At 64.7% G+C, this 21,517-nt stretch carries 23 protein-coding genes; 11 read left to right on the forward strand and 12 right to left on the reverse strand.

Going from position 1 to position 21,517, the window contains the following annotated elements; translation table 11 throughout:
• The first annotated feature begins 144 nt into the window (after positions 1-144).
• The 10 genes from N2603_RS10270 (at position 145) to N2603_RS10315 (ending at position 9,341) form a co-directional block, all read left to right on the forward strand.
• Positions 145-900 carry a biotin/lipoate--protein ligase family protein gene (locus tag N2603_RS10270; RefSeq protein WP_260388637.1) on the forward strand — a complete coding sequence of 252 codons (756 nt, stop codon included), beginning with the start codon at positions 145-147 and terminating at the stop codon, positions 898-900.
• Entirely contained in the window at positions 897-1,436 is a 540-nt protein-coding gene (locus N2603_RS10275; RefSeq protein WP_260388638.1) for a DUF6505 family protein, read from the forward strand. Before N2603_RS10270 ends, N2603_RS10275 begins: the two co-directional genes overlap by 4 nt.
• Positions 1,433-2,440 carry a DUF6352 family protein gene (locus N2603_RS10280; protein ID WP_260388639.1) on the forward strand — a complete coding sequence of 336 codons (1,008 nt, stop codon included), beginning with the start codon at positions 1,433-1,435 and terminating at the stop codon, positions 2,438-2,440. The genes N2603_RS10275 and N2603_RS10280 overlap by 4 nt, the downstream gene beginning before the upstream one ends.
• Positions 2,437-2,952, forward strand: coding sequence for a DUF3305 domain-containing protein (locus tag N2603_RS10285; protein WP_260388640.1), 516 nt, complete (start codon positions 2,437-2,439; stop codon positions 2,950-2,952). The genes N2603_RS10280 and N2603_RS10285 overlap by 4 nt, the downstream gene beginning before the upstream one ends.
• Positions 2,949-3,575: a DUF3306 domain-containing protein gene (locus N2603_RS10290; RefSeq protein WP_260388641.1), complete on the forward strand. Its 627-nt coding sequence runs from the start codon at positions 2,949-2,951 to the stop codon at positions 3,573-3,575. The genes N2603_RS10285 and N2603_RS10290 overlap by 4 nt, the downstream gene beginning before the upstream one ends.
• Before the next feature lie 131 nt (positions 3,576-3,706).
• The gene (locus tag N2603_RS10295; RefSeq protein WP_260388642.1) at positions 3,707-4,486 is read left to right on the forward strand and encodes a molecular chaperone TorD family protein; all 780 of its coding nucleotides are present in this window, start codon (positions 3,707-3,709) and stop codon (positions 4,484-4,486) included.
• A gap of 29 nt (positions 4,487-4,515) precedes the next feature.
• Positions 4,516-4,734 carry a twin-arginine translocation signal domain-containing protein gene (locus N2603_RS10300; RefSeq protein ID WP_260388643.1) on the forward strand — a complete coding sequence of 73 codons (219 nt, stop codon included), beginning with the start codon at positions 4,516-4,518 and terminating at the stop codon, positions 4,732-4,734.
• Between the two features lie 2 nt (positions 4,735-4,736).
• Positions 4,737-7,679 (forward strand): formate dehydrogenase subunit alpha, encoded by a 2,943-nt coding sequence (locus N2603_RS10305; RefSeq protein WP_260388644.1) that lies wholly within the window; start codon positions 4,737-4,739, stop codon positions 7,677-7,679.
• Between the two features lie 12 nt (positions 7,680-7,691).
• On the forward strand, positions 7,692-8,288 hold the full coding sequence (gene fdh3B / locus N2603_RS10310; RefSeq protein WP_011088224.1) for a formate dehydrogenase FDH3 subunit beta: 597 nt from the start codon (positions 7,692-7,694) through the stop codon (positions 8,286-8,288).
• A 39-nt stretch (positions 8,289-8,327) separates the two neighbouring features.
• On the forward strand, positions 8,328-9,341 hold the full coding sequence (locus tag N2603_RS10315; RefSeq protein WP_260388645.1) for a formate dehydrogenase subunit gamma: 1,014 nt from the start codon (positions 8,328-8,330) through the stop codon (positions 9,339-9,341).
• Positions 9,342-9,358: 17 nt separating this feature from the next.
• On the opposite strand, the gene N2603_RS10320 is transcribed toward N2603_RS10315, so the two are convergent.
• The 12 genes from N2603_RS10320 to N2603_RS10375 form a co-directional block, all read right to left on the reverse strand.
• Positions 9,359-9,481, reverse strand: a complete 123-nt coding sequence (locus N2603_RS10320; RefSeq protein WP_018641330.1) for a hypothetical protein — start codon at positions 9,479-9,481, stop codon at positions 9,359-9,361.
• A gap of 137 nt (positions 9,482-9,618) precedes the next feature.
• Positions 9,619-9,906: a YciI family protein gene (locus N2603_RS10325; protein ID WP_260388646.1), complete on the reverse strand. Its 288-nt coding sequence runs from the start codon at positions 9,904-9,906 to the stop codon at positions 9,619-9,621.
• A gap of 76 nt (positions 9,907-9,982) precedes the next feature.
• The gene (locus tag N2603_RS10330) at positions 9,983-10,957 is read right to left on the reverse strand and encodes a sugar ABC transporter substrate-binding protein (protein ID WP_260388647.1); all 975 of its coding nucleotides are present in this window, start codon (positions 10,955-10,957) and stop codon (positions 9,983-9,985) included.
• Between the two features lie 42 nt (positions 10,958-10,999).
• Positions 11,000-11,977 (reverse strand): ABC transporter permease, encoded by a 978-nt coding sequence (locus N2603_RS10335; protein WP_260388648.1) that lies wholly within the window; start codon positions 11,975-11,977, stop codon positions 11,000-11,002.
• Positions 11,974-12,924, reverse strand: coding sequence for an ABC transporter permease (locus N2603_RS10340; RefSeq protein ID WP_260388649.1), 951 nt, complete (start codon positions 12,922-12,924; stop codon positions 11,974-11,976). Before N2603_RS10340 ends, N2603_RS10335 begins: the two co-directional genes overlap by 4 nt.
• Entirely contained in the window at positions 12,917-14,440 is a 1,524-nt protein-coding gene (locus N2603_RS10345; protein ID WP_260388650.1) for a sugar ABC transporter ATP-binding protein, read from the reverse strand. The genes N2603_RS10340 and N2603_RS10345 overlap by 8 nt, the downstream gene beginning before the upstream one ends.
• Entirely contained in the window at positions 14,437-15,831 is a 1,395-nt protein-coding gene (locus tag N2603_RS10350) for an FAD-linked oxidase C-terminal domain-containing protein (protein WP_260388651.1), read from the reverse strand. Before N2603_RS10350 ends, N2603_RS10345 begins: the two co-directional genes overlap by 4 nt.
• Positions 15,832-15,892: 61 nt before the next feature.
• Positions 15,893-16,777 (reverse strand): intradiol ring-cleavage dioxygenase, encoded by an 885-nt coding sequence (locus N2603_RS10355; protein ID WP_260388652.1) that lies wholly within the window; start codon positions 16,775-16,777, stop codon positions 15,893-15,895.
• A 15-nt stretch (positions 16,778-16,792) separates the two neighbouring features.
• Complete coding sequence (locus N2603_RS10360; RefSeq protein ID WP_260388653.1) at positions 16,793-17,695, reverse strand: NAD(P)-dependent oxidoreductase; 903 nt, start codon at positions 17,693-17,695, stop codon at positions 16,793-16,795.
• A 21-nt stretch (positions 17,696-17,716) separates the two neighbouring features.
• Positions 17,717-19,081, reverse strand: a complete 1,365-nt coding sequence (locus N2603_RS10365; RefSeq protein ID WP_260388654.1) for an amidohydrolase family protein — start codon at positions 19,079-19,081, stop codon at positions 17,717-17,719.
• A gap of 4 nt (positions 19,082-19,085) precedes the next feature.
• Positions 19,086-20,162, reverse strand: a complete 1,077-nt coding sequence (locus tag N2603_RS10370) for a maleylacetate reductase (RefSeq protein ID WP_260388655.1) — start codon at positions 20,160-20,162, stop codon at positions 19,086-19,088.
• Entirely contained in the window at positions 20,159-20,482 is a 324-nt protein-coding gene (locus N2603_RS10375) for a Dabb family protein (RefSeq protein WP_260388656.1), read from the reverse strand. The genes N2603_RS10370 and N2603_RS10375 overlap by 4 nt, the downstream gene beginning before the upstream one ends.
• Positions 20,483-20,589: 107 nt before the next feature.
• Between N2603_RS10375 and N2603_RS10380 the strand changes: the two genes are divergently transcribed.
• On the forward strand, positions 20,590-21,513 hold the full coding sequence (locus tag N2603_RS10380; RefSeq protein ID WP_260388657.1) for a LysR family transcriptional regulator: 924 nt from the start codon (positions 20,590-20,592) through the stop codon (positions 21,511-21,513).
• Positions 21,514-21,517: the final 4 nt, after the last annotated feature.

Here is a 21,517-nt window from a genome sequence, read left to right on the forward strand (position 1 = left end):
TCACACGAGCAGATCAGGACGGTTTTCGCTGGCTGCTTCAGGTCAATCCCTCCGCCAGTGCGGCGCCGATTTGCGGACTCGCGCCATTCCTGCACCTCGTATAGATATTCACTATCGGGAAGAAAAGGAAAGTGGAGGACGGCCTTGCGGTCGACCCCAATTAGCCACGTCTCCCTGGCGGAGCCGGTCCAGCTGCCGCCGCCTTTCACGCTCGTCCGGTTGCGTGAGAGCAGAGACGCTTTTGCCGACGCTTGCCGCATCGCACCCAAGAGCGGCGCCGGCACGCTGGTGTATGTCGGGCGGTTCGATCTTGCTGAATTCGCCGTGGTGCTCGAGCCGGGCGAACCCTTGCGCACCGCGCGGCGCGCCTTCTACGCCGGCATGGTCGCGCTCACCGACGCTCTTCGCGCCTACGCGCCGCCGAACAAGACCGTCGCAATCGGCTGGCCCGACGCCGTCGAGATCGATGGCGGGCTGGTCGGCGGTGCGCGCATGGGATGGCCGTCGTCCGCGCGCGAGGACGAGCCGCCCGCCTGGCTGGTGTTCGGCGCCATGATCCGGACGGTCGCAATGGCCGACCGGGGGCCCGGCATTCATCCGCTCGCGTCCGCGCTGGATGAGGAGGGGTTTGGCGAAGCGGGAGCCGCAGAGGTGACCGAGAGTTTTGCACGGCACCTGATGCGGGTGATCGATTGTTGGCAGGTCGATGGCTTTGACAGTGTCGCACGCGATTATCTCAGTCGGGTTCCCCGTGAGCGGCGGACTGTCCTGAACATCGACGAGAACGGAGATCTCTTCACGCGCCGCGTCGGCACCGACAGGGTCGAGCGGCGCGAGCTCGTCAAGGCGCTCGCGACCCCGTCCTGGCTCGATCCGAAACTCGGGGGACCGCGGCTATGAAGCTGCTGCGCACCATCGCGCTCGATCCCTCCGACACCTTCGTGTTCGATGCGGCGGCGGAGCCCGGCGAATGGGCCGTCTCCGGCGCGTTCCGCTTCTGCGACCAGGATCCCGCGACGCTGAGCGGCAAGGCGCGCGCGGCGTTTCGCAGCGGCTTCCTCGGGGTGCAATCCTGGGGCTGGTCGACGCTGGCGCAGATTGTGCCGGCAACGGAGAGCGACTGCCGGGCGTTGATCGAGCTCCTTGCCGGCCAACTCATCGATCGTTTCGGCGCGCCGGATCCGGCAACCGCGCGGACGGCGGCCGAAGAGGAGGTTGCCTTTGTGCAGTCGCTCTGCACCCATCCGATCAGTTCGCTCATTGCCGTTCACCGCTCGGTGAGCGGCGGCGAGGTCCGCGAGTCGTTCCGCAGGCTGCAGCTGCGGCAAGGGCAGGGGCACGGCAAGGCGTTCTCGTTCATGGAAGCCGAGGATGACGTCGAACCCGACAGCAATCTCAGGCTTGCCGATATGAGCCGGGAGCGGCAGCACCGATGAACGATTTCTGGATCGCGTGCGGCCACCATCTGCTCGATCGCAACGAGAGCGGCGGGCTTTGCGTTACCGACGAGTTCCTGAAGGCCTATTTTGCCCGTCCCGAGCTGATTCCGCCGGACGAAGCATGTCCGGTCGAGCGGCGGCTGCACCGCGCGCTGCTTGCCGCTCCCCGCCGGCCGGTCGGCGCTGACGAGGTCGCAGCGATTGTCGATGCGGATGCCCGGGAGAACTGGCGGTTCGTGCTGGCCTTTCGCGATCTCCTGGTGCGGCATCCGACGCTCGAGGCCGCCTATCTTGCCGCGGTCCGGTCGCGGGCCAACGATTTGCCGCCGCTGTTCGTCAATCAGCTCGTCCATGTGATCCTGCGCAATGCGCTCGATGGCTGCGATGATCCCTTCGTGCTGCGCGCGGCCGAGCTGTTCTTCCGCCCGCAGCGCATCCTGCCGCATGAGCAGGCCTTGCTGCTCGGAGATGAGGAGGTCGTCGGTGGGCAGAGCCCGACCCCGGTGCTGTCGCTGATGTCGATGCTGGGGGCCGCGACCGATGCCCAGCTCGACGTCCTGAGTGAGGACAATGCCGACGACTATTGGCACCGCAGCGACGATTTCGACATGGCGTTCGACCTCACCGCAAGCGGCCGCGGACCGGGGGCGCTGGCGCAGGCGATGTCGCGCTGGATCTCCCATCTGCTCGGGATCGACGTCGACATCGAGCCGCTGCGCGAATTGCGTGATGCGCGGCTCACCTGGTATGTCGGGCTCGACGCTGATGCGACCAGGCTGGGCGACCGTCTCTGGCACGGGGAGCAACTTGATGACCGCAGCGCCGGCCGCGTGCTTTCATTGTTCCGCGTGACATTTGTCGACAAGAGTGCGGCCGCGGACGAGATGCAGGGTGAGCCGATCTATCTCATTCTGACGATGAATTCCGATCAGAAGCTCCGGATGAAGCCGCAGAATTTGCTGACGGGGTTGCCGATCAAACATCTGGAGATGGTGACATGAGCCCGGCTGCGCTGCCGCTCGTGCGCATTCCCGTCGGCGTCGTGGTCGAGCGGCACAAGGCGGACTCGCCGTGGACGGACTTTGTCTGGCGCGCTGTCGCCTTGCTGCCGGACGAGCCGGACACAAGACCCTGGACGGTGCTCCGTCAAGAACGAGGCGGGACACTGTTTTATGCCGGCAGCGCTATGGTCGATCTCTACAGTTCCGAGACGGCGCGCTATCGCGACAATCTCGCGTCGGGGAGTCCGAGCATTTGGACGGTGTTGTCGCCCGCCGAAGGCGCCTGGCCCTATTCGGTGGCTGCCGCCACCGCCGATCCTGCGGAAGGCGAAGCGTTCACGGAGGCCGGTGCCAATCTGGTCGAGGCCGTTCCCATGCCGGAAGTTCTGCGCGAGCAGATTGAAAGCTTCGTTGCCGAGCACCACGTCGAAAGGGAGTTCTTCAAACGCAAGCGGCGGCAGGCCGATCCGGAGGCGCTGGCGCGCCGGCAGCATGAAGGCGGACACGAATGAGCGAGGATAAGTTCCTGGCGCGCTGGTCCCGGCTCAAGCACGAGGCAAAGGCGAACGCCGCGCAGCCGGATCCGGCAATGCACGACGACATCCAGTCGGCCCCGCCGCCAGCTGCGAAAGACGACGACGTGGAGTTCGACCTTGCGAGCCTGCCTTCGATCGACTCGATCACATCAGCGACCGATATCAAGGCGTTCTTGCGCAAGGGGATTCCGCAGGAGCTGACACGTGCGGCGCTTCGTCGCGCCTGGAGCGCTGATCCCGCCATACGTGACTTCGTAGGACTTGCCGAAAACGCATGGGACTTCAACGATCCCTCCGCAATGCCGGGATTTGGGCCGCTGGATTGCTCGGAAGCAGAATTGGCTGCGTTCGTGGACAGGATCATCGGCGGCATCAGCAAGTCAGCCGAGGCGCTGTCCGAGATCCCGGTTGAAGTCGCGGATTCTTCGCGGGAATTGCGTCAGGTCGAGGGACCAGGTGACGAGATCGTCGCCGAAGAAGAAGTGCGACCCGAGTTAGCACCTGCTCCTGCTGCAACGCAACGAGCGGTCGCCGAAAGCACCGGAGGCGAGCAGCTGTCGATTCCTCGCCGCACGCATGGCGGCGCGCTGCCCCGCTAGGGCTCCCCGACGAAAGGCCATAGCCGCAGACTATGGGAGGCGATTGACCCTCGGTTCCGCCGGGACTACGCTTCGCCTAGCGCTTTGTAGCAAAAGAAAAATCAGCACCCGGGACTTGGATGGAGGTCCACGTGCGTGATGATGGCCTTGAACGAGCGATTTGCGCCGCCGGCGGCGTTGCCGGGCTTGCGCGCAAAATCGGCATTAGCCAACCCTCCGTTTCGAACTGGACCAAGGTGCCTGCACAACGGGTGATTGCGGTCGAAGCGGCCACCGGCGTATCGCGCAATGATCTGCGGCCTGATCTGTACAGCGAGCCGCTTCTGTCCGAAGAGCCGATCGATCCCGTCGATGCGGCGCGTGCGCAGGAGTATCTGCTGCTCGCGACGCTCTTGTCTGCAGCACCGTCAGAGAAGCTGCTCGATCAACTGTCCGCATTGAGCGGTGATGCGACGCCGCTCGGGCGCGCGCATGCCGCGCTGGCCGCAGCCGCCGCCAATGCAGTCGCCGCGAAGGTCGAACGCGAATATTTCGATCTGTTCACAGGTCTCGGCCGCGGCGAGCTCTTGCCCTATGCCTCCTACTATCTGACAGGATTTCTCAACGAGCGGCCGCTGTCGCGCTTGCGCGCGGATCTCGCTGCGCTTGGGATCGAGCGCGTCGCGAACAATTCGGAGCCGGAGGATCACGCGGCCATCCTGTGCGAGGTCATGGCAGGGTTCGCGGGAGGCCGCTTCGCAGCGACGTCCGACGCGCAGCGCGCCTTCTTCGAGAAGCACATCGCGCCCTGGATGGGGCGGCTGTTTGCCGACATCGAGAGTGCGGAGAGCGCCATCTTCTATCGTGCGGTCGGCGCGCTCGGTCGCGCCTTTGTCGAGATCGAGACGGAAGCATTCACGTTCGCCAACTGACCTGCACCGGCAGGTCCAGGAGAGATGCGATGAGTGAAGACAAGAAAACCACAGTCGGGCGCCGCGCCTTCCTGCGCAAGGTCGGCGTCGGCACGGTGGGCGCCGGCGCGACGCTTGCGACACCGCTGGTCGGGTCCGCGCAGGCTGATAGCGAAACCAACGATGAGAAGCGCAAGGCGCGCTACAAGGAAACCGATCACGTCAAGGCGTTCTATCGCGTCAATCGTTATCCGGCCAAGGGAGGTTGACCGTGCTGATCAAGCGAACAAACCAGCATTCCCTGCGCCATGGTTCCGTTGCCGAGTCCCTTGCGGGGCAGGCCGGCGGTCTTGACCGCCGCAGCTTCTTGCGTAAATCCGGTCTTGCCGGTGGTGCGCTCGCCGCGCTCGGCACGCTGCCGGTCGGCGGCGTGCGCCAGGCGGAAGCGGCGATGGCAGGTCCACTCACCGCAGGCGCGACCGTGCGCAAGAGCATCTGCACGCATTGCTCGGTGGGGTGCACGGTTACGGCCGAGGTCCTGAACGAGGTATGGATCGGCCAGGAGCCGAGTTGGGATTCGCCGATCAATCGCGGTTCGCATTGCGCCAAGGGCGCCTCGGTGCGTGAGCTCGTGCATAGCGAGCGGCGGCTGCGCTATCCGATGAAGCTGGTGGGTGGTCAGTGGACCCGCGTCTCCTGGGATACCGCGATCAACGAGATTGGAGACAAGATTCAGGCTGTGCGCGAGAAGTCGGGCCCCGACTCCGTTTATTGGCTCGGCTCGGCCAAGATGACCAATGAAGGCGCCTACCTGTTCCGCAAGCTCGGCGCCTTCTGGGGAACCAACAACACCGATCACCAGGCTCGCATCTGCCATTCGACCACCGTCACCGGCGTCGCCAACACCTGGGGCTACGGCGCGATGACCAACAGCTACAATGACATCCGCAATGCGAAGACGCAGATGATCCTGGGCGGCAATCCGGCAGAGGCGCATCCGGTTTCGCTGCAGCACCTGCTCGAGGGAAAGGAGCTGCAAAAGGCCAACTTCATCGTCATCGATCCGCGCCTGACGCGCACCGCCGCGCATGCGACCGAATATGTGCGGATGCGGCCGGGCACCGACATCCCCATACTCTACGGCATGATGTGGCACATCCTTCAGAACGGCTGGGAGGACAAGGAGTTCATCCGGCAGCGGGTCTACGGATTCGACGACCTCAAGAAGGAGGTCGAGAAGTGGACTCCGGAAGAAGTCGAGCGCGTCACCGGCATTCCCGGCGAGCAGCTCAAGCGCGTCGCCAAGATGTTTGCTACCGAGAAGCCGGCAACGCTGATCTGGGCCATGGGCCAGACCCAGAAGACCGTCGGCACCGCCAACGTGCGCGCCAGCTGCATCCTGCTGCTGATGACCGGCAATGTCGGCGGAGAGGGCAAGGGAGCCAACATCTTCCGCGGCCACGACAACGTGCAAGGCGCGACCGACGTCGGGCTCGATATCGTCACGCTGCCGTTCTATTACGGCCTCGCCGAGGGCGCCTGGAAGCATTGGTCGCGGGTCTGGGAGGTCGACTATGACTTCCTGAAGTCGCGCTTCGACTCCAAGCAGATCATGGAAACGCCAGGCATCCCGCTGACCCGCTGGTTCGAAGCGGCGACGCTGCCGAAGGATCAGGTCGCGCAGAAGGACAATGTCAGGGCGGTGTTCGTGCAGGGACACGCCTCCAACAGCATCACCCGTATTCCCGAATCCCTCAACGGTCTGAAGGCACTCGATCTGCTCGTCATCGCCGACCCGCATCCGACGACCTGGGCCTCGCTGGCGATCGAAGCGGGGCGCAAGGATGGCGTCTACATTCTGCCGGTCGCCACGCAATTCGAGTGCAAGGGCTCGCGCGTCGCCTCCAACCGCTCGCTGCAATGGGGCGAGCAGATCGTGAAGCCGATCTTCGAGTCGAAGGATGATCTCGAGATCATCTATCTGATGGCGAAGAAGCTCGGATTCGCCGACCAGATGTTCAAGAAGATCAAGGTCGAGAACAATCTTCCTGAAGCAGAGGATGTGCTGCGCGAGATGAACCGCGGCAGCTGGTCGACCGGCTATTGCGGGCAATCGCCCGAGCGCCTCAAGGCGCACATGAAGAACCAGGCCAAGTTCGACATGCTGACGATGCGCGCGCCGAAGGACGATCCCGAGGTCGGCGGCGACTATTACGGCCTGCCCTGGCCATGCTGGGGATCGCCGGAGGTCAAGCATCCCGGCACGCCGCTGCTCTACAATACCAATCTGCACGTGATGGATGGCGGCGGCACGTTCCGGCCGCGGTTCGGCGTCGAGCGTGAAGAGAAGCTGCCGGACGGCACGACACGCAAGGTGAGCCTGCTGGCGGATGGCTCGTACTCGTTGGGGTCGGGCATCCAGGACGGCTATCCGGAATTTACGCTCGCGAGCTTGAAGAAGCTCGGCTGGGATAGCGAGCTCACCGAAGCGGAAATGGCGGTGATCAACAAGGTCAACCCCGCCACTCCGGATGCGGTATCGTGGGCGCTCGACCTGTCGGGCGGCATCCAGCGCGTCGCGCTGGCGCATGGCTGCGTTCCCTACGGCAACGGCAAGGCGCGAATGCATGCCTTCGGCCTGCCCGATCCCATCCCGGTTCACCGCGAGCCGATCTACACGCCGCGCGTCGATCTCGTCGCCAAATACCCGACGCTGCCCGACGCCAAGCAATTCCGGATGCCCAATATCGGCTTCTCCGTGCAGAAGGCTGCGGTCGAGAAGGGAATTGCAAAACAGTTCCCGCTCATCCTGTCGTCCGGCCGCCTGGTCGAATATGAGGGCGGCGGCGAGGAGACCCGGACCAACCCGTGGCTCGCCGAATTGCAGCAGGACATGTTCATCGAGATCAACCCTGCCGACGCCGCCGAGCGCGGCGTCAAGGATGGCGGCTGGGTCTGGGTCACGGGAGCCGAGAACAATTCCCGGGCAAGGATGAAGGCGCTCGTCACCGAGCGCGTCGGCAAGGGAGTTGCCTGGATGCCCTTCCACTTCGGTGGCTGGCTTGCGGGCAAAGACCTCCGCGGTAACTACCCGAAGGGCACCGACCCGATCGTGCTCGGCGAAAGCGCCAACACGATCACCACCTACGGATACGATCCCGCGACGAACATGCAGGAAACCAAGGTCACTCTCTGCCAGATCGCGGCGGCATAAGGAGCAACGACGATGGCACGTATGAAGTTTCTCTGCGACGCCGACCGTTGCATCGAGTGCAACGCCTGCGTCACGGCTTGCAAGAACGAGCACGAAGTCCCCTGGGGCATCAACCGCCGCAGGGTCGTCACCATCGCCGATGGCAAGCCGGGCGAACGATCGGTCTCGATGGCTTGCATGCACTGCACGGATGCGCCGTGCGCGGCAGTGTGTCCGGTGAACTGCTTCTATACCACCGCCGATGGCGTGGTCCTGCACTCCAAGGATCTCTGCATCGGCTGCGGCTATTGCTTCTACGCTTGTCCATTTGGCGCGCCGCAATATCCGAAAGTCGGCAATTTCGGCTCGCGCGGAAAAATGGACAAGTGTACCTATTGCGCCGGCGGTCCCGAAGCCGACGGCAGCAAGGAGGAATACGAGAAATACGGTGCGAACCGCCTGGCCGAGGGTAAGCTGCCGCTGTGTGCAGAGATGTGCTCGACCAAGTCTCTGCTCGCCGGCGACGGCGAGATCATCGCCCAGATCTATAAGGAGCGCGTGTTGAAGCGCGGCTATGGTTCGGGCGCATGGGGCTGGAAGACCGCCTATCGCGAAACAATCGAGTCCTGAAGGCGCCGCGCGCCGGGGCACAAATGCCGGGAGGAGCAGATGTCCTCATTTGCAAGGTTCATTCGACCAGCCATCGGCGCGTGGGCGTTGCTTCTGTTGATCATGGCAGCTCCGGTACCGTCGCCGGCCCAGCAGATCAATCCGACGGCGAGCTCGGTCAATGAGCAGAAGTTGCTGCAGGAGATGGATCGGATCCAGGGACGCGTCAGCATCCCCGACCAGCGCTCCGGCGTGCTGATGCAACCTGCTGGCCGCGAATGGCGTGAATTCCGCAACGTGGCGCTGCGGTGGATCGGCGGCGTTGCCATGCTTGGCATGCTGGCGGTGCTGGTCATCTTCTATTTGACACGCGGCATGGTCCGCCTCGAAAGCGGAAGATCCGGCCGCACCATCGTGCGGTTCAACACCTTCGAGCGTTTCGTGCACTGGATGACCGCGACCTGCTTCATCATCCTGGCGATCTCGGGATTGAACATCACGTTCGGGCGGCCGCTGCTGCTTCCGCTGATTGGATTTGACGCCTTCTCGGAATGGTCGCAATGGGCGAAATTCGCGCACAACTACCTGAGCTTTCCCTTCACGATTGGCGTCGTGCTGATCTTTCTGATGTGGATCGCCGGCAACATCCCGAGCAAGGTGGATCTGGAGTGGATCAAGCGCGGAGGCGGCCTGATCGGTCACGATCATCCGCCGGCTCGCCGTTTCAACGCGGGTCAAAAGGGGATCTACTGGATCGTTGTGATCGGCGGTGGACTAGTGGTCGCGACGGGCTATGTGCTGATGTTCCCGTTCTACGTGACGGGGATCGAGGGCATGCAGATGGCCCAGATCGTTCACTCCGTCGTGGCCGTGCTGTTCATCGCCGCGATGCTCGCTCACATCTACATCGGCACGATCGGGATGGAAGGTGCCTTCGAGGCGATGGGATCAGGCGAGGTGGATGTCAACTGGGCGCGCGAGCACCATAGCCTGTGGCTCGACCAGGAGATGGCACGGACCGGCCCGAACGATTCTCAGCCGCAGCCTCGCCATGCTGCGTCCGCGGCCGAATAGAGCTGACGGAATATTGCCTAAAGCCGGACGCCCGTCGTCGAAAAGGCCTCTGCAACGGGGAGCTGTACGCTGTCGAGCACGGCAACTCCAGCCATCGTGATGACGATCGTCGCAACACAGGCAAGGATGAAAGCCTTCATCGCGATCCCTCCTCGCGAGCATTATACAGGACCGCTGGCCGCGGACAAAGGCTGCGCTTGGGATCGCGCAAGGGGATGCGGACCGCCAGCCCGGGCCCGCGTTTGGTCATCCATGGCTCCAGTCGAGGCCTGGCGATCTATCCTTGTCGCCGCACGAAACCGCTGATCGTGACCTTCTCCCAGATGCCGGCCGCTGCGAAGGGATCCGCGCGGTTAAAGGCCTCGACTTCCGCACGGCTGGGGGCTTCGACCAGGAACAGGCTGCCGATCATGGTCCCGCCGTCGTCGGAGACGAGCGGCCCCGACATCACAATCTTGATGCCGAAACGCGAGGTGTCGCTCAGGAAGGTCTTATGGGCGTCGTAATTGGCAAGCCGGGTCGGCAGCGCGCCGGCGCGGTCGAGGGCGTGAATGGCGAACAGCATGGTGTCTCCGTTTTCTTGGCTGGTTCTTGGGACGGCCGCGAGGGGCGGCCGTCCAGGTTTGTCGCGATCTGTTGATCTACTTGGCGCCGAGCTTGCCGGCGTCCTCGAAGGTCGGGCAAGTGCGCTGCTCCAGCGGGACGTCGAACGGCCCAAAATTGTCCCTGGTGATGACGGTCGGCTTCAGCACGATCTCGCTGATGACGGGCTGATTGCGCAAGGCGCGGACAGCCATCATGGTGCCGAGGCAGCCTTGCGCGAATCCGTTGTAATCGCCGCTCGCGAGCAGCTTGCCGGACTTGATCGCGTCGATCGCCTCCTTGGTGCCGTTGATGCCGATCACCTGAGCCTTGCGGTTGGCGCCGTCGAGCGCCTCGATCGCGCCGACCGCCATGGCGTCGTTGGCCGCTAACACGCCGTCGATCTGCGAATTCGACTGCATCAGGTTCTCCATCACCTGAAGCGCCTGCAGCCGCTGATAGTTGCCGGGTTGCGAAGCCAGCAGCTTGGCGCCTGGGGTCTCCTTCAGCGCGTCGTTGAACCCGCGCACGCGATCGACATTGGTCAGCGAGCCCTTGACGCCCTCGATGATGACGATGTTGCCCTTGCCGCCGAGCGTCTTGAGCAGGAAGCGCGCGGTCTCGAGCCCGAGGCTGTAATCGTCGGCACCGACGAAGGACAGGAATTTTCCGCCCGCGGAACGGTCGGTGATGTTCACGACGGGGATTTTTGCTTCGTTGATCTTCTCGACGCCGGGCACCATCGCCTTGTAGTCGACCGGCGTGAACACGATCGCGCTCGGCTTCTTCACGACCACGTCCTCGATCTGGCTGAGCTGCTCGGGGATCGAGTCCGGCTTGGTCGGGATGTACTGCAGCGTCTTCGCGTTCAGCGCCTTCGCCATGTTGTCTGCGCCGACCCGCACCGTCTGGAAGAACGGGTTGGTCTGGTTCTTGGTGAACACGGCGATGGTCTCGCCGTCAGCGCGCGCCCCAGTGGTGAACGCGGCTGCCATCAGCAGCGGCAGCGCCAGATAGTCCAGTCTCAATTTCATATTGCCTCCATCCCTGATTTTGCTTGTTGGATTTCCGAGAACTCATTGCGCGCGGCGGCGGGTCTTCATGTCGAGCCAGACCGCGAGAATGACGATGATGCCTGTCACCAGCGGCTGCCAGTTGGCGCTGACCGACAAGAGGTTCATGCCGTTCAGCACCAGCGTCAGGATCAGCGCGCCGATGAAGGTGCCGAACACGGTGCCGACGCCGCCGAACAGCGAGGTGCCGCCGATCAGCACGGCCGCGATTGCGGGCAGCGTCAGGCTTTCGCCGATGTCGGCTTCCGCCGAATTGAGCCGCGACAGGAAGATGATCGAGGCGAGGCCCGCCATGGTCCCTGATACCGCGTAGACCAGCAACAGGCGCCGGGCGACCGGGATGCCGGAGAGACGGGCCGCGACCGGGTTGGCGCCGATCGCATAGATCTCCTGGCCCCAGATCGTGCGTTGCGCGAACAGCGTTCCGATGCCGAGGAACACCAGCAGCAGATAGACCGGGATGGGCAGACCGAACAGATAGCCGCTGCCGATCTGGCGGAAGCCTGCCGGGAAGCCGTGCAGGGTCTCGCCCGCCATGTACCAATAGGTGAGGCCGTTCAGCACCCACAGCATGCCGTAGGTGGCGATGAAGGAGGGGATGCGGAGCGCGGTGACCATGATGCCGTTGAGCAGGCCGACGATGCCGCCGCAGGCAAGCCCGGTGAGGATGCCGAGCGCCGGCGAGCCGGTCTTGTGGATCACGGTGCCGGCGATGCAGGCGGACAGCGCGACATTGGCGCCGACGGAAAGATCGAGGCCCGCAGTGAGCACGACCAGCGTCAGGCCGGAGGCGATGAAGAAGGTCAGGCTGGCCTGCCGGAGCACATTGAGGATGTTGCCGAGGCTGAGGAAGGAGTCGCTCAACACCGCCAGCACTGCACAGATCAGCAGCGCTGCGAGCAGGCGATAGAACACTTGGACGGCGTCCTGCGACAGGAACGAGCGGGATGGCATCATCGTCTCTTTGGTGATGTCGGTCATGCACGGCTCCTGAGGCCGTCGAGGAACAGGGCGACGATGACGAGGACGCCGACGCTTGCGACCTGCACCGAGGACGGCAGCGAGATCAGGTTCAGCCCGTTGCGTAGCACGCCGACCGAGAGAACGCCGAGCAGCGTGCCGAGCAGCCAGCCATTGCCGCGTTCGAACGAGGTGCCGCCGACGGCAACGGCCGCGATGGCATCGAATTCGAGGCCAAGACCCGCCGTCGGGTGACCGGAGTTCATCCGCGCGGTCATCAACAGTCCGGCGATGCCGGCCATGGCGCCGCCGATCGCGTAGACCGCGATCAGCAGCCGGTTCGGCGAGAGGCCAGCATAGCGCAGCGCCTCGCGGTTGCCGCCGAGCGCGAAGATGTAGGTGCCGAAACGGGTGTGATAGAGCAGGCCGTGAAACGCCGCATAGGTCACGAGCGCCATCACGATCGGCACGGGAATGCCGAGCAGCGTCGCCGAATAGATGTCGCGCACGCTGTGGGGGATGCCGACCACGCTCTGGCCGTCGCTGACGATCAGCGACAGGCCCTGCGCCATGCCGAGCGTGCCGAGCGTCGCGACGAAGGGCGGGATGCCGAGGATCGCGACCAGCCAGCCGTTGGCGACGCCGAAAGCCGCGCCGACCAGCAGGCCGGCGCCAAGGCCCAGCAGCATCGACTTGGTCGCGAGCGAGACGATGGCGACGCAGAGCGAGGTCAGCGTCAGCACCGCGCCCATCGACAGGTCCAGCCCCTCGGTCATGATGATCAAGGTCATCGGCAGCGCCAGCATGGTCAGGATGGTCGACTGCACCAGCACGTTGGAGAGATTGGCGACCGACAGGAAGCCGGGCGCGATCGCGCTGAACAGCGCGATCAGCAGCACCAGCACGATGGCAACGCCGGGAATCCGCTGCAGCGGATTGGGCTCTGCGACGACCGCGGCTTCACGCATGATGCATCCCCAGTCGCACGATGTTCTCCTCGGTCAGTTCGTTACGGGGCAGGTGCCCGGCGATGCGCCCCTCGCGCATCACATAGGCGCGATCGCAGACATGGCAGATCTCGACCTGTTCGGACGAGATCATCAGGGCAGCCGCGCCTTCAGCGACGAGCCGATCGATCAGGGCGAAGATCTCGGACTTGGCGCCGATGTCGATGCCCCGGGTCGGCTCGTCGAAGATGAAGAGCTTCGAGCCGGCCGCCAGCCACTTGCCGATCACGACCTTCTGCTGGTTGCCGCCCGAGAGCAGGCCGACGGTCTGCCGCGCGCTCGGCGTTGCGATGCGCAACTGCCGGATCAGACCGTCGGAGGTTCGCTGCGCACTGCGCTGGTCGAACAGGCCGCTCGGAAAGAGCTTCTTCAGCGCGGACACCACGAGATTGTCGCCGACCGAACGGAGCAGCGCGAGGCCTTCGCTCTTGCGGCTCTCCGGGATCAGCGCGATGCCGCGGCGGGCGGCGAGATCCGGCTCGCCGGAGATGGTCTTGCCGTCGAAGACGATCTCGCCCGACGTCACGGGATCTGCCCCGAAAATCGCGCGCGCGACCTCGCTGCGGCCGGAGCCGACCAGGCCGCACAGGCCGACGATCTCGCCGCGGCGCACCTCTATGTTGATGTCGGAGATGCCGGACGGCGCGGTCAGGCCCTTGACCTCGAGCAGCAGCTCGCCGGGCTTGTCGGCAAAGTTACGCGGGTAGGTCATGTCGACGTTGCGGCCGACCATCATGCGAACGAGCTGGTCCGGCGAGACGTCGGCGGGTCTGACGCCGTCGATGCGGCGGCCGTCGCGCAGCACCGTGATGCGGTCGCCGAGCGCGAACACCTCGGCCATGCGGTGCGAGATATAGACGATGGAGACGCCGTCGGCCTTCAACCGCGCGATCAGCGCGAACAACAGCTCGGTCTCGCGGTCGGACAGCGCCGCGGTCGGCTCGTCCATGACGAGGATGCGGGCGTTCTGGCTGATCGCCTTGGCGATCTCGACCATCTGCTGCTGTGCGACGCCGAGCTTGTCGACGATGGTGGAGGGATCGATGTCGAAGCCGATCGTATCGAGCACGCGCTTTGCGTCCGCCAGTATCCTGCGGCGGTCGATGGTGCCGGGGATGCGGCCCTTCGGCTCGCGCCCGAGGAAGATGTTCTGCGCGATGTCGAGGTAGGGGACGAGCGAGAATTCCTGGAAGATCACGGCAATGCCGAGCTTCTGCGCATCGGCGGTGGATGATATCGCGACCTTCTCGCCCTTGTGATAGAACTCCCCGGCATCGGCGCGGTAGGCACCGCACAGCACCTTCATGAGGCTCGACTTGCCGGCGCCGTTCTCGCCCAGCAGCATGTGGACTTCGCCGGGGTAGACGGCAAAGGACACGTCATCCAGCGCCTTGACGCCGGGAAACTCCTTGCTGATGCCGCGCAGCTCCAGCAGTGGGACAGGCGAGGTGACTTCGATCGGGAGCGCGTCGCTCATGCTTTGGCTCCGCTCGCAAAGATCTTTCCAGGGTTCATCAGCCCATTCGGATCGAGCGCGGTCTTGATCTGCCGCATCACATCGACGGCTTCGCCGAGCTCGTCGGCCAGATAGTCGATCTTGCCGAGCCCGATACCGTGCTCGCCGGTGCAAGTGCCGTCCATGGCGATGGCGCGGGCGACCATGCGGGCCTGCAGCGCCTTGGCGCCTTCGGCCTCCTCGGGTTTGGCCGGGTCGATCAGGATCAGCATGTGGAAATTGCCGTCGCCGACATGGCCGACGATCGGCGCGGTAAAACCGTGCTCATCCGCATCGCGCCTTGTCTCGGTCAGGCATTCCGCCAGCCGCGAGATCGGCACGCAGACGTCAGTAATCACCGCGCGTGCGCCGGGACGTAGGCCAAGGCCGGCATAGAGCGTGTTGTCGCGGGCATGCCAGAGCCGGCTGCGGTCTTCCTGTGCCTTCGCCCAGGCAAAGCCATGGCCGCCTTGGTCGGCGGCGATGGCCTGCGCGGCCTCGGCCTGCTCGCCGACCGAGGCTTCCGAGCCGTGGAATTCGAGGAACAGGGTGGGCGCCTCGCGGTAGCCGAGCTTGGCGTAGGTATTGATGCCGCGCATCATGACGTCATCGAGCAGCTCGATCCGTGCCACGGGAATCGCGGACTGGATCACGGAGATCGCGGTGTCGACGGCATCGTGCAGAGTGTCGAAGCTGCACACCGCAGCCGAGATCGCCTGCGGCACGGGGTGCACCTTCAACGTGATCTCGGTGATCACGCCGAGCGTCCCTTCGGCGCCGACGAACATGCGTGTCAAATCATAGCCGGCAGCCGACTTCCGCGCGCGCTTCGCGGTCCGGATCACGCGCCCGTCCGCGAGCACCACCTCCAGTGCCATGACGTTGTCCTTCATGGTGCCGTAGCGCACGGCCATGGTGCCGGAGGCGCGCGTCGACGTCATGCCGCCGATCGAGGCATCGGCGCCGGGATCGATCGGGAAGAACAGGCCGGTATTGCGCAGTTCGGCATTGAGCTGCTTGCGGGTGATGCCGGGCTGCACCACGACGTCCATGTCGCTGTCGTGCACCGCCAGCACTTTGTTCATGCGCGCGAAGTCGAAGCAGACGCCACCCGCGATCGCCGCAGCATTGCCTTCGAGCGAGGTCCCGGCGCCGAACGGAACGATCGGCATGCCCGCGCTCGCGCACAGCTTCACGATCTCGGCGACCTCTTGCGTCGTTTCCGGGAAGACAACGATGTCAGGCGGCAAATTGCGATAATGCGACTCGCTCTGCCCATGCTGATCGAGCACGCCGCGCGCAACGCTCGCGCGCGGGCCGATCATGCCGGTGAGGCGATCGGCCAATATGCTCGTGGTGACCCGTGGTCCCATCCTTGCTCCCTGTTCGCTCCGATCCACGGACTCTTGCCGGTCCGCTGAGTTGTCGTTCGGCTTAGGCGGCTCTTGCGCTGCTCGCAACCTGCTTCAAACCGAAATCATAGTTCAGATGAAAATAGTCGCTGTCCACCATGCGACCATCCGGCGCACGACCGGCCGGCTGACGGACGAATTCGCGGATCAGGCTGTCCTTGACGCCGAACACCACGTCGCTGTCGAGATATTCGTCACCGGCGACGAACACATGCGTCACCAGCTGCTCGAAGCCCGGCGCAGAGATCATGAAATGCACATGTGCAGGACGCCAGGGATGGCGTCCCTGGGCCTCCAGCATGTCGCCAACCGGGCCGTCATGCGGAATGGGATAGGCGGCCGGCTTGATCGACCAGAAATGGAAGCGGCCGTTGCCGTCGGTATGGAAGCGCGCGCGCATGGCGAGATCCCCGATATCGTCGAGCTGCTGCACGTCGTAATAGCCGTCATCGTCGGAGTGCCAGACGTCGACGACTGCGCCCGCGAGCGGCTTGCCATCGACGGTCGAGACCGAGCCGGTGACCAGCATCGGATCGCCTTCCATCGGGCCGGAGATATCGGCACCGCTGTCCTTCTCCGGCGCGGCCTGGACGAAGAAGGGGCCGAGCACCGTGGTCTCGGTCGCGCCTTCCGGCACAGGATGGTTGATGGCGTCGACCAGCATGGAGACGCCCAGCGTATCCGACAGCAGGATGAACTCCTGGCGCTTGTCGTCGCACATGTGGCCGGTGCGGGTCAGGAAGTCGATGCCGTATTCCCACTCCTTCTGGGTGGGCCGCACCTCGCGGACGAAGGCGTGAAGGTGCCGCACCAGCGCCTCGCTGACCTCTTTGATGCGTGGGTCGGTTGCGCCTGCGATCCGCTCCAGCACCGCATCCGTGATCGTGTTCTCGTTGAAGTTACGCATGACCATCTCCGTTGATCACAGTTTCGGTTCGCCGAGGCCGGACAGCCGCTCGAGATGCCTGACGGTCGCGATGAAGTCGGTGTCGCCGTCGCCCTGTGCGACAAGCGAGCCGTAGGTCTCGCGCACTTGGGCTGCGAGCTGAAGCGGCACGCCGACGGCGTGGCCGGCGCCAAGGATCAAATCGAGATCCTTGGCCATCTGCTTGCAGGAGAAGGTGGATTCGAAATCGCGCGTGCGAAGCGGCGCAGTCTTGTACTTGACCATGGGGGAAGCGACCGCGCTGTCGTCGAGCACCTTCAAGATATCCTGCCAGGCGATGCCGCCCTTGCGCGCCAGCGCCAGGCTCTCCGCCATCATCGCCGCCGACACCGCGATCATCAGGTTGACCGAGAGCTTTGCGTAGCGCGCTTCCTCGGCGAACCCGAGATAGGTCTGGGCGCGGGTGAAAGCTGCGAACAACGGCTTTGCGTTCTCGAAGGCGTCCTTCGGCCCCGAGACGAAGCAGGTCAAGGCGCCAGTATGAACGATGCTGGCATTGCCGGAGACCGGCGCACGCAGATAGGCGATGCCGCGTGCCTGCGCTGCGGCGGCAACCTCAGTGGAGGCTTCGACGCTCACGGTGCTGGTCTCGATCAGAACGGCTCCGGGGGCCATCGCCGCAATCAGGCCGGTAGGACCGAGCAACGCGCCGCGCAAGGCGGCGTCGTCGGGCAGAGACGTGATCACTGCCGCCTTGCCGCTCACGGCTTCGGCCGTCGAAGCAGCAATCGAGATGCCCTGCGCGCGAGCCTCATCGAGCCGCGCCGCGCTCCGGTCGAAGGCCGTAACCGCATAGCCGGCCTTGGCAACGAGCACCGACATCGGCAGGCCCATCTTGCCAATTCCGATGAACGCGACTTTTTTTGAGGTGTCAGTCATTGTTGTTGTCCATTGGCGCCTTCAGGCGGCGCGTCCCTGTCGTTCGATGTCCTCAACGAGCCGCCGGCCGGATTGCGCCAGCAGCTCTTTCTTCGCGTCCAGCGCCTCGACCAGCAGCCGGCCGTTCTGCTTCTTCCAGGCGCCGCCGATCATGACGGCTTCGATATTGGCGAGACTCGTCTGCATCACCACGGTCGCGACGGGATCGTGCATCGGGACAAGGTTGAGATCGGAGGCGTTGATGATGACGAGATCGGCAAGCTTGCCCGGTGTCAGCGAGCCGATCTGGTGTTCGCGGCCGATCATGCGGGCGCCTTCCGTCGTGATCCAGCGCAGCGCCTCGCGCACGGGTATCGTGGTCGTCGCCGGAATGGCGCCGCTTACTTTGCGAGCCTCCGCATTGTCGAGCGCCCGCTGCATCGAGAGCGCGACGCGCGTGGCAGAGAAGAGATCGCCGGCCAGCACGGATTCGAGGTCAATGCCGATGGTCGGCCGCACGCCGCGCTTCAGGAGCCGCCCGGTGATCGGAAGACCGTGGCCCTGGATCATTTCGTTCTCGGGCGTCACCGAGAACGACACGCCGAGATCGACCATCCGATCCAGCAGATCGTCGGGCAGATCATTGCCATGGACGATGTTGACGCCCGCGCCGACGAGGCCGGCCTCGATCAGCTTCTCCCAGCCGCCGGGCGTCTTGGCCGGTCCGCCGCCCTGATGCATCGAGGCGATCAGCTTCAGCACCCGCGCCAGGCGGAAATCGTGCATGGCGACGTCGAGCGTCGAGTAGTGCGGACCGAGAATGGCTAGCCCGAGGGTAACGAGGCCGTCGCGGTCGGCGAGGGGGCCTGCCAGCAGCCGCTCGACCTCGCGGCGCGGATGCGGCACTTCCGAGAAATGCGGCTCGCCCGGCTTCGGCTCGGGTTTGGGCGAGCCGTGGAAGAAGGCGGCGCGGATGCCGCTCTCGATCAGTCCGCGGACCGCGGCGTCGGTGTGATCAGGCGTCGGGTTGTTGTGGCACCAGTCGACCAGCGTGGTGACGCCGTGGTTGATCTGGTTCAGCGCGCCGACGAGCGTCGCGATGTAGATGTCGTCGGGCCGGAACACGGTCGCGAGGCCGGCATGCATGCGGCGGAAATATTCCAGCAGCGTCCAGTTCGCGGCAAAGCCGCGCAAGCCCGTCTGCCAGGTGTGCATGTGCGCGTTGATCAGGCCGGGGATGACGATGCGGCCCTTGCCGTCAATGATCTCCGTGTCGGCCGCAACGTCGATCGATGGCCGCACGCTGGCGATGCGGCTGCCCTCGACCAGCACATCGCCGGTGCCGAGGTCGCCGATCGCGTCATCCATGCTGATGACGGTGGCCGATCTGATCAGCGTGCGCCGCATCGCGTCACGCCGCTTTGACGGCGCCCGGCGGCTCGCCGGCCCAGGCGCGCGCGATCAGGTCGCGGATGGCATTGCGCTCGAGCGGGCGCGGGTTCCAATAGGCGTTGGTGACGGCGAGATCGGCCGCCTTGTCGATGCCGCTTTCGGGCATGCCGACATCGCGCAGCGCCAGCTTCGCACCCAGCCGCTTGGCGAGGCCGTAGAGTCCTTGCGATGCGTCGGCCGCGCCGATCGCGCGGGAGATCCGCGCCATCGCATCAGGCACAGCCGGCGCGTTGTAGGCGAGCGCATGCGGCAGCACGATGGTGTGGGTCTCGGCATGCGGCAGATCAAAAGTGCCGCCGAGCGTGTGGCAGAGCTTGTGATGCAGGGCCATGCCGACGGTGCCGAGGCAGACGCCGCAGAGCCAGGCGCCATAAAGCGCCTCGGTGCGGGCCTCGCGGTCGTCGCTTTTTACAGCGATGGCCGGCAGGGCGCGTGCCAGTGCGCGGATCCCTTCTTCCGCCATCAGCGACGTCACGGGATTGGCGTCGCGCGCATAGAGCGCTTCGACGGCATGGGCGATCGCATTGATGCCGGAGGTCGCGGCCAGGCTCGCCGGCAGCGTCAGAGTGAGATCGACATCGTAGATCACGGTCTCCGGTAGGATCGCCGCATCGCGCACCGTGGTCTTCAGACCGTTCTCGGTCTGGCCGACGATCGGGGTCATCTCCGAGCCGGCATAGGTGGTGGGAATGCAGAGCTGGTTGATTCCGGTGCGCAAGGCCAGCGCCTTGCCGAGGCCGGTGGTCGAGCCTCCGCCGAGCGAGACGACGCAGTCGGCTTCGCATGCCTTCATCGCCGCGAGCGCGCGCTCCGTGACCTCGACCGGGGTATGCATGGTGGCGCCGGGAAAGATGCCGGCATAGAGCGGGCCGAGCGCGGCGCCAAGGCTTTTGCCCTGAGCCTCCTGCTGCGGCGTCGTCAGTACCAGCGCGCGCTTGCCGCCGAGCCGTTCGACCTCGGCCTTGGCCGAGGCAAGCGTTCCGCTGCCGAACACGACGCGGTAGGGCAGGTTTTCAAAGGTGAACGAACCGATCATGCGCCGGTCTCTTTGATGGGATAATCGACCTGGAAGCGTCCGATCCGCAAGTCGCCGAGCGCCTCGCGTACGCGCAGATGCTCCGGATGATTTGCATAGGCCGCGAGCGCGGCCTGATCGCTGAATTCGGAGAACAGCACCACGTCGCAGGCGTAGTCGACGGCGCTGACGTCCATGCCGACCTCGATATGGGTGAGGCCGTCGATCCGGCCCTTGAGGCCCTCGAACAGGGTCTTGACCTTGATCCGGGCGGCGGAGCGCTCCTCGGCGGTCTCCCCGCGCAGCCGCCACATCACGATGTGCCTGATCGGGCCCGACATTTCCTGATTTCCTCGCCTGCCATTGTGCTTTGTTGACGCCATTTTGCCTTGCAGAAATCGGAAATAAAGGTCAAAATTTGTAAGTCTCTTTTCCTGTTTTCGCAAAAATGGACCGGCTGCTCCAACTCGAAGTCTTTTCCAAAACAGCCGAGCTCGGCAGCCTGTCCAAGGCCGCCGAAATGCTGCGGATGTCGAACGCGGCCGCCAGCCGCCATCTCAGTGCACTGGAGGAGCGCCTTGCGGTCCGGCTGATCGAGCGCAACACGCGCCGGCAATGGCTGACCGAGGCAGGGCAGGAGCTATTGCAGCGCTGCAGCACGCTGCTGAACGAGCTCGCCGAAGCCGAAGACGCCGTCTCCGACCGCGCGCTGTCGCCGAAGGGGATGCTGCGCGTGACGAGCTCGTTGTCTTTCGCGATGATCTATCTCGCGCCGATGCTGCCCGCCTTCCGCGCGCTCTATCCCGATCTCAGCGTGCAGATCATCAGCGCGAACCGCTATCTGGACTTCATCGAGGCCGGCATCGACGTCGCAATCCGCACGCGGGAGCACGAGCCTGATTCCAACATCGTCGTCCGCCGCATCGGCCAGATGCACCGCGTGCTGGCGGCCGCACCGTCATATCTGGAGAAGCACGGCCGGCCGGAGCACCCCGCCGATCTCGCCCGCCACAACATGCTGATCTACAACCTCGCGAACGATCCCTATTCGCTGCGGCTGAGCAAGGGCAGCACGACGCAGACCGTCCGGATCGCGCCGACGCTCGACAGCAATGACGGCCAGATCATCTGCGGCGCGGCGCGCGCCGGGCTCGGCATCCTGATCCAGCCGCTCTACATCGTGCAGAGCGATATCGCAGCCGGCCGGCTGGTGCCCGTCTTGAGGGGCTGGGAGCTGCCGCTGCTCACCATGAACATCGCCTATCAAAACCGCGTTCGGCTTCCCGCCAAGATCAGGGTCTTTTCCGACTTCCTGGTCACTCACATCCGCGAGCACTCCGAGCCCGGGATCTGGATCGACGCGACGAAGTAAACGG

Origin of the sequence: Bradyrhizobium huanghuaihaiense (assembly GCF_025200885.1) — a bacterium.
GTDB lineage: Bacteria > Pseudomonadota > Alphaproteobacteria > Rhizobiales > Xanthobacteraceae > Bradyrhizobium > Bradyrhizobium huanghuaihaiense.